Raw genomic sequence first — 8,224 nt, 5'->3', positions numbered from 1 at the left:
AAATCATATAATCCAGCTGCATTATAAGATGCCTTCATACGATTAACAGAGTCTTTTAAAGCTTCAGTGTTAAATAATAGAACCGAACCAAAATTGAAGTCATCTCTTAAACTGCCCTTTTGATAATCTATCACGGGTGCATTTTTTCTTTGATCTCCTAGTATTTGATAGTGGTCTGCATAGACCATTCCTGCACAAGAATCATCTGCTATTTTTAGCATACGTTCTAGGGCAAAATATCCTAACTCAAGAGTTGTATATTTTGTGTATAGCAATGTATAGTCAGAATTTGCTTGTTCTGCTATTGATTGAATGGCGCTTGTTGAAGTGAGTGTTGGTACATAAATAATAGGATAGCCTAAGGCTTTGTTATCCGATTTTTTTTGAGTACTCACAAGATAGATGTTCAAGTTGAGTTCTGATTGCTGTAAATTTTGAATAGTCTCTTTTACTTGTGCTTCGTCAAGAAAAGGAATGAAGCAATTGATTCTTGTTTTCATATGATTATATCTTTAATTTCTTATTTGTTTTTATATTCTAATAGTCCTATTTCCCCGCCTGTAGCAGTAAATAAAACTCTGTTTTTATCGAGAGGTACTAGTGTGTTAATTAGAGAGTTTCCAACTTTATGCTTCCATATTATTTGACCTGTTGTAGAATTTAAAGCAAACATCAATCCATTTTTTGTACTTCCGTAAAGTACTCCTTCTTTTTCTATAGGCATGGATGGTGCATGCTCATATCCAAACCCCACGTCTGTAGACCAAAGATGTTCTGGAATATCTGTTTCAGCTGAGTAACAAACCACACTATCATTCATCGTTTTACTATAGATTCTTTGGTTATCCTCAGATAACCCAATAGTCTCTCTTACCATGGATTGATTAGTTCTCCAAATTGTTTCACCTGATTGTAAACTTATCGCTGTCATAGCACGCTTAGGGTCTGTTATAAAAACTTTTCCATGTGCTGCTACAGGCCATACTGCTGCTGGAGAGAAGTGCATTCCTTTTATATCTCCTGTCCAAAGCCATTCTACTTCTCCTGTTTGTTCATTTAAAGCATAAAGCGTGTTATCCCATGCTCCGAAAATGACTTTATTATCAGTTACTAAGGGTTTAGTTTCTACGTATCCTTTAACTTGATTGTATTGCCACACTATATTTCCTGATAGGATGTCAATAGCTCTAAAAACGCCATCACTAGCTCCAATAAAAGCGATGTTATTATGGATCGTTACAGCTCCTAATACGGGTGCATTAGCTTTGATTTTCCATAGAAGTTTGCCATTGTTTGCATTTAATCCATAGATGTGTTTATCAGCAGCCCCAAAAACCACTACATTATTATCTGCTTCAGGTGTGCCCAAAATACGATGTTCAGCTTTAAACTGCCATAATTTTTTACCATCTTTTATTCGATAAGCTGAGAGGTAACCCATGTCATCTCCTACATATATATTCTTTTTGTATAAAGCAGGAGAACTATAAATCCCTACACCCGACTTATTCATCCATATTTTTTTTACTAGTGGGTATTCGTTGTTTACTGAAAAATCTGGGTAAATATCATTTCCACTTTCTTTAGTATAATACTTTTCAGTTAGAGACAAGCTCTTCCACTGTATAGGAGCTTGATTGATTTTTTTTTCTGATACATATAGAGAGTCATTTACAACATCAATTAATGTGTAACCCGGATTATTGTCTTTATCCCTAAGTGTTGATCTACTTATGATACCCGGTATTCCATCATACTGAAAGAAACGATTGCTATGATAATGCCCTCCTAAAAAGGATTTGATGTTATATTTCCTTACAGCATTCGTAACATCATACCAATTATCTACATCTCCTTTTAGTAAAGGATAATGGGTAATTAAAAATGTAGGTTGGTTGATAGGAGCTTCCGATAGTTCTTTTTCTAGCCATGAGATATCTTGGGGTACAACATGTCCGTCAGCCATTCTTAATAGTGGACCTGTATTAAATCCTAAAAAAAGGAAACCTTTATGTTCGAATTTTACTCGTTCACTTCCAAATATTTTGCCAAAATCAGTCATTCCTGATTCAGTCCACTTAGTTTCATGGTTTCCCAGAACGGCATAATACGGTTTGTTCAATTTTGCTAAAATGGCTTTAGCTTGACTTAAAGAGGTGAAATCTCCTTCTTCTGATAAATCTCCTGAAACAATAACAAATTCAATTTTAGGATTATTATTTATTTCAGTTACTACTTTATTTAAGTCTTCTGCTGGTGCTGGGTTATGTTTTGATATATGTGTATCAGTCAATAAAGCAAAAGTAAAGTCTTGTGCACCCATCGGGAGAATAGCACATACTAAGCAAATAATTGATATGAGAGTCTTTTTCATAGATTAGCTGTATTAATTATTAGTCTTTTGTTAAGAATGAAAGGATAGTAGCCATAAGCTCATCTTTTTTATCCTCGGATTGAATTACCTCAAAAGGTACGCCCATAGCATATACCTTATATGCTCCAGAGAAAGCCACCCCTGCACTTAAATTATTTTCGGTGTATCGTAGCACTGTGTGGGAATCCTTATTTGCGGGTTCGATAGCATCTGGGGATTCAACTCTATATATTTTTTCACTGAGATTCTGATTAAAAGTATATTTGTTGTTGTGGTTAGATAGGGGAGAAGTAACTTCTTTGATTCCACCCATAGTAGCAGCTCTTCCTACTCTCCATTTTATCTTTAATACGTTGTTTAAAAACTCTACGTCTTCGTCTTGCTTTGTGGCTAGAGGGTTATCATAAATATCAGATGTAATATAAGAGCCAGTAATCAAAATCGAACCTCCATTTTCGCAAAAGTTGGAAATTTGAGATTGAAGCTCTTTTGAAAATGTTTTATATTGTAATTGTTGATTTTCTCCAGCACCCATTTTAGACTGCTTTTCTTTTCCAAGAATTAAATCTATTATAGGGTATTGTGTCAATAGAGCTTTCTTTATCTCTACAGATTTTTTGCTGCACGATACAAAAGAATATCCTGCTTTGAGAATAGACTTTCCATGTATTGCTGGATAATCAAAGGTGTTACCTGCAATAACCTGTGTTTCAAAATTACCATAACTATCTCCAAAGCCTGAAGCATCATCGTCCATCCAAGGGATAATTCTTCTAAACTCTTTCATTTTCCCAATGTAGCTGATATCTTTAATGTAAGGAACTCCGTGGTCTTTATCGTCAAGAAATCCTGCTATAGAGTCACCTTGTGCGTCAAAATCGTCAGGAGCGCTAATGCGTGTGAAACCATTGATTACTAGTACATCTCCTTTGGAGTTAAAAGCACGCCCTACTGATAGTGTTTCTGAAGGGAAACTTTCCCCTCCATCATTGAGTGCCGTTATTTTAAAGCTGACTACTACTCCCAATGGAATATCCTGCTCGTAGGAGTTGGTTTTGACAATAGTTCCCTGATCAAAGTCTCCTTGTCCTATTTTGGTATATACTATATAACGTTTGGCTTTAGCTGTGGGTTCCAGTATATCTTCTACAGGCTCCCAAGTTAATCGAACTTTGTTTTCATCTATAAATTCAGAAGTAAAGGCCTCCACTGGTAGAGGTTGGACTTCATACTCTGTGTTGTACTGTGAACTGAGGTACTTTAATATACCCTTATAAATAGAACGACTTACAGTAAATCTAAATCTCGGATCTAATCCATATCGCATATCTGCAAAGTTTTGATGAGAGAGTAGCTCTAGCAGCATTGTTGGAACTTTCGGTGTAGAAGCCTCGCTATATGATTTATTCCACATTCCTCTTCTTGTCCAATTGGGGTGATATAAATTACGAATGTCATTTACTATCTGCGTTTGAATTAAATCGGTTAGCTCTCGTGCAGCATATCTTGAAACTCCATTGGTATATTTGCCATCATATGATCCTGTTCTAAAAATACCGAGAGTTCCGATAATTGAGTCATTAAATGTTGTTCCTGCATCAGAATGAAAAGCAAATGCTAAGTCAATTGGAATGTTTAATCCCTCTTCTGTAGGGTTAGCCATAGAGCCTCCAGCTAAGTAGTTTACCCATAGACCTCTACATTGGTAGTCGTCGGTGTAATCATTTACTCCTTTGCTAGGAGAGTAAATGCTATCAGGTATACCGGCCCATTGCAACCAATAACGAGCTGCCTCAGTAAAGCGAGGATATCCACTAACTTCATATGGATACTTTATACTCTTTTCTACTGTTGGAGTAGAGGCGTCTTGTCGTTTGTCTGAACTTTTAAGGTTTTCAGAAGCTCCTTTTGATGAAACAGTACGAGCAATATTACCATATCCACCCCCTATTTTTACTGCATCAGCGGTAATAGCTTCTCCTTTATTTTTTGAAAGATTTGATAGAGTCACTTTACAGTTCTGATTCACTCCAGCCGGGAAGTAGAATGTACCTAAATAAATCCATGTACCACCTCCCATTTTTTGATTAATAATGAATTCTGTTTCTTTGCCATTGTGATGAACTGTATAGTGAGCTCTACTTGTGCTGTTGGGTAGTGTTTTGTATGAAACATATACGGCATATTCGCCAGATTCAGGGATTTCTGGAATCCAAGAAATAGTACTTGCTTCACCTCTTTTGATAGTTGTAGTTTGTCTATATGTTCCTAGTGAAAAAGGATTTTCATCATCTTGGTAATATGCTTTAGTATGTGCAAATCCCTTTTTTAAGCCTTCTGTCCATAGATTCTCTTTATTTTCTTCTATATAGAGTGATTTGTTTGCAAAAGCTCCATCATTGTCTATAATGATTTCATGAGTTTGTGTATCTCTTTCTCTTGGAAGAAATACATTAGCTCCTGCTGCTTCTAGCATAGGGACAAGATAGGGTAATACAAAGCTTTGGGTATATAGATCTTCAACTGTTTGAAATATACGTGCTCGTTGCCACTCCCATCTTGAAAGTTTAGGTTCATAATAAAAGCCGTGACTTTGCCAAAGGGCAATATGTCTATTGTATAGGCCTTTTGAAGATTGATAAGGCTTTGAAATATTTTCTATAAAAGGTCGTTTGTTGGAATGAGAAAATGTGTTTTTGTTTTTACGGTTGCCTTGGTGATATTTAGGGATTAAGAATTCTATAGGATGATTATCTGAATAGATAATTAAGTCTTTATCTATTTGTTTTTCAGAGGAAAGTTCTTGTTTAATGAGGTGATAAAAAAGATTGACAGATTCTTTTCTTAGTGGATAATAAGATAGATTATCATTAAAAATGACATTAATTGTTTTATTCTCAATGATTGTGTCAATGGCTACTTTGCCAACCGAAACTTCCTGCTGCACAATAGAATTTATTTTTTCACCAATGCGCTTTTGGAGTTCAATACTATAATTTTGTGCTTGTACCGGAATACAGAAGCATAAAATGCCTATAAAAAGGATAGTATGTTTAAGGTATTTATTCATTTAGTGTTATTGTATTAGTTGAGTTTATCTCTCTTTATTAAACAGGCTAATCCTATGCAAGTGAAGAGAGCATTGAAAATAAGTAATTCATAACTGAAAGCATATCCGTTAAACCATTTCTCTGAATTAGTTTGTAATACGTAACAGAGTATTGGTGCAATAATAGCTACTAGAGGTATATATTTGTCGTGTACAGCTTTCTTGCAAAAAATGCCAAAAGCAAATAATCCAAGAATAGGACCATAGGTATAGCTAGCTAGTATATACACGGCATCAATAACGCTTGTGTTATTGAGTGCATTGATAATCACTATAACAAAGGCCATTAATATAGCCATCCCTAGATGAACTTTTTTTCGAGTTTTAGTTAACTCTTTTTCGCTTTTTCTATCTCTACTCTGTAATATATCAACAGTAAAGGATGTGGTTAACGCTGTTAGAGCCGATCCAGCTGCAGCATAAGCTGCAGATATTAAGCCGATAATAAATAAGACTCCGACAATTATAGGGAAGTAGCCTCCTGTTGCTATTAGAGGAAATAATTGATCACTAGATTCAGGAAGCTCAATTTGCATCTTCTCGGCATAAATAAAGAGGAGAGCCCCAAGCATTAAGAATAAAGCAATGATGAAAAATTGTGATATACCACTTGTTATCATGTTTTTCTGTGAATCTTTGTGGTTCTTACAGCTTAAATTTCTTTGCATCATATCTTGGTCTAGTCCCGTTGTCGCAATCATTGTAAATATCCCTGCTAAGAATTGCTTGAAGAAATATCTTTTGTCATTTACATCGTCAAAAAAGAAGGTTTTTGATAAGCTACTTTCATGGATTGTTGTCAGCATACCTTTTAGTGTAAGATCCAAATCACTAGCTATATAATAAATACATAATACTACAGATATTACTAAGCAAAAGGTTTTAAAAGCGTCTGTCCAAATTAAAGTCTTTACTCCTCCTTTGAAAGTATAAAGCCATACTAGCAAAACAGTTATTGCTGCATTTAAAATGAAAGGAAGGTTTAATGGCTCAAATACTAACAATTGCAAAGTTATACAGACCAAAAATAATCGTACCGAAGCGCCTAGCATTTTTGATATAAAAAAGAACCATGCCCCTGTTTTGTAGCTTGACATTCCAAATCTATTTTCTAAGTATTCGTAGATGGAAACTACATTCATTTTATAGAATAAAGGTATGAGTACAAATGCTATAATAAATTGCCCAACAACAAAACCTAATACCATTTGTAGATAAGAGAAGCTACTAACGCCAACCATACCTGGAACTGAAACGAAAGTTACTCCTGAAATACTTGACCCAATCATAGCGATAGCTACCAAAAACCAGGGGGATTTTCTGTTGCCCACAAAGAAGCCATCACTATCTGCATTTCTACTTGAGAGGTATGATATCCCAAATAATACGATGAAATATATCGCTATGGTAAGTATTACTAAAAATGGATTCATTATAGTATGTATTATTAGTTTGTGATGTCTTAGTTTTCTGGGTAAAGAAGATAAGGCTTTCTCTGATTTTTAAAATTTTCTACATCCTCTTTCCACATAGATTCTATTTCCATTGCACTCTTACCAGCAATAATCATATCTTTAACATAATCAACGCCTATAAGTAGAGTGAAGAATCTTTTGAAAAAACTCTCTCCCATATTGAGGGTGTTGTAAGCATCAATAATATAATCTAAGCTAACTTTTTTAATTTGTGCAGCCTCATTCAAAGACATTGTTCTTAAATCAACACCGTAACATTGTTTATTCAAAAGAGGAGGGTTTTTGGCACCAGAGATACTTTTGGGTGTAAACGAGAAAATATATTTGTTTTTCATATCAGGATGGCCATATGCTTGAAATGGAAAATCAGTGCCACGTCCTAAACTCACAGGAGTTCCCTCAAATAAACAAATTGAAGGGTATAAATAGATAGATAACATATTAGGTAGGTTAGGAGATGGAGCTATTGGTAGTTGATAAAGTGAGTTATGTGTATAATTCTTACACTTGATAACTGTGAGGTCACACTTTTTATTAGTAGTTAGCCAACCTTCTCCTATACTCATCAGAGCTAATTCTCCCAATGTCATACCATGAACGATAGGAATAGGCAGATGACCTACTCCCGATTTGTTTTTCATATCAAGAATAGGACCATCTACATAGTGCCCATTAGGATTTGGTCTATCTAGTAGAACCACTTGTTTGTTGTTTACAGTACAAGCATCCATTAGTTTAACCATAGTGATGTAGTATGTGTAGAACCTTAACCCTACATCTTGTATGTCGATGACAAGTACATCAAATTGATTCATTGATTTTTTACTAGGCTTTCCATCTTTTCCGTCATATAGAGATAAGATGGGAACACCTGTTTTTATGTCTTTCGAACTTGAAATATGTTCTCCTGCATCAGCAGATCCTCTAAATCCATGTTCTGGAGAAAAGATCGCTGTTACGTTAAAATCATTCCCTATTAAGATATCTAAAATATGCTTATCTTTCACCATCCCTGTGTGATTGGAGTAAATGGCAATTCTTTTGTTCTGGAGTAGAGGGAAATATTCTGCGTACTGTTGAGCACCTACTTCTATAGAGGTGTCTTTCGAAAAGCAATTAAGTGTAAAAAGTAGACTAATTACTATGAGGTACAGCTTTTTCATCAGATTTAGATTTTGGGATTTTGATTACTACAAATATAATCTATATTTTAATATCGGTTACATCTATTTTGTTTTATTTAGAATTGTGTATTTATTTTAAATA

General features: G+C 34.8%; 4 protein-coding genes and 1 pseudogene. All 5 read right to left on the bottom strand.

Translation table 11 applies throughout. The features are described from left to right. Positions 1-500, bottom strand: a pseudogene (locus tag K8V80_RS02515) (glycosyltransferase family 2 protein); the annotation flags it as partial. Positions 501-520: 20 nt separating this feature from the next. Beyond that, positions 521-2,374 carry a PQQ-binding-like beta-propeller repeat protein gene (locus K8V80_RS02510; protein WP_276775231.1) on the bottom strand — a complete coding sequence of 618 codons (1,854 nt, stop codon included), beginning with the start codon at positions 2,372-2,374 and terminating at the stop codon, positions 521-523. A 19-nt stretch (positions 2,375-2,393) separates the two neighbouring features. Continuing rightward, complete coding sequence (locus K8V80_RS02505) at positions 2,394-5,444, bottom strand: xanthan lyase (protein WP_276775229.1); 3,051 nt, start codon at positions 5,442-5,444, stop codon at positions 2,394-2,396. A gap of 14 nt (positions 5,445-5,458) precedes the next feature. Further along, positions 5,459-6,916: a sodium:solute symporter gene (locus tag K8V80_RS02500; RefSeq protein WP_006743916.1), complete on the bottom strand. Its 1,458-nt coding sequence runs from the start codon at positions 6,914-6,916 to the stop codon at positions 5,459-5,461. A gap of 29 nt (positions 6,917-6,945) precedes the next feature. Continuing rightward, on the bottom strand, positions 6,946-8,121 hold the full coding sequence (locus tag K8V80_RS02495) for an exo-beta-N-acetylmuramidase NamZ family protein (RefSeq protein WP_276775227.1): 1,176 nt from the start codon (positions 8,119-8,121) through the stop codon (positions 6,946-6,948). Positions 8,122-8,224: the final 103 nt, after the last annotated feature.

It is taken from the genome of Bacteroides coprosuis (assembly GCF_020741705.1).
Classification (GTDB): Bacteria; Bacteroidota; Bacteroidia; order Bacteroidales; family Bacteroidaceae; genus Bacteroides_E; species Bacteroides_E coprosuis.
This window is presented reverse-complemented; position numbering and strand designations above follow the sequence as displayed.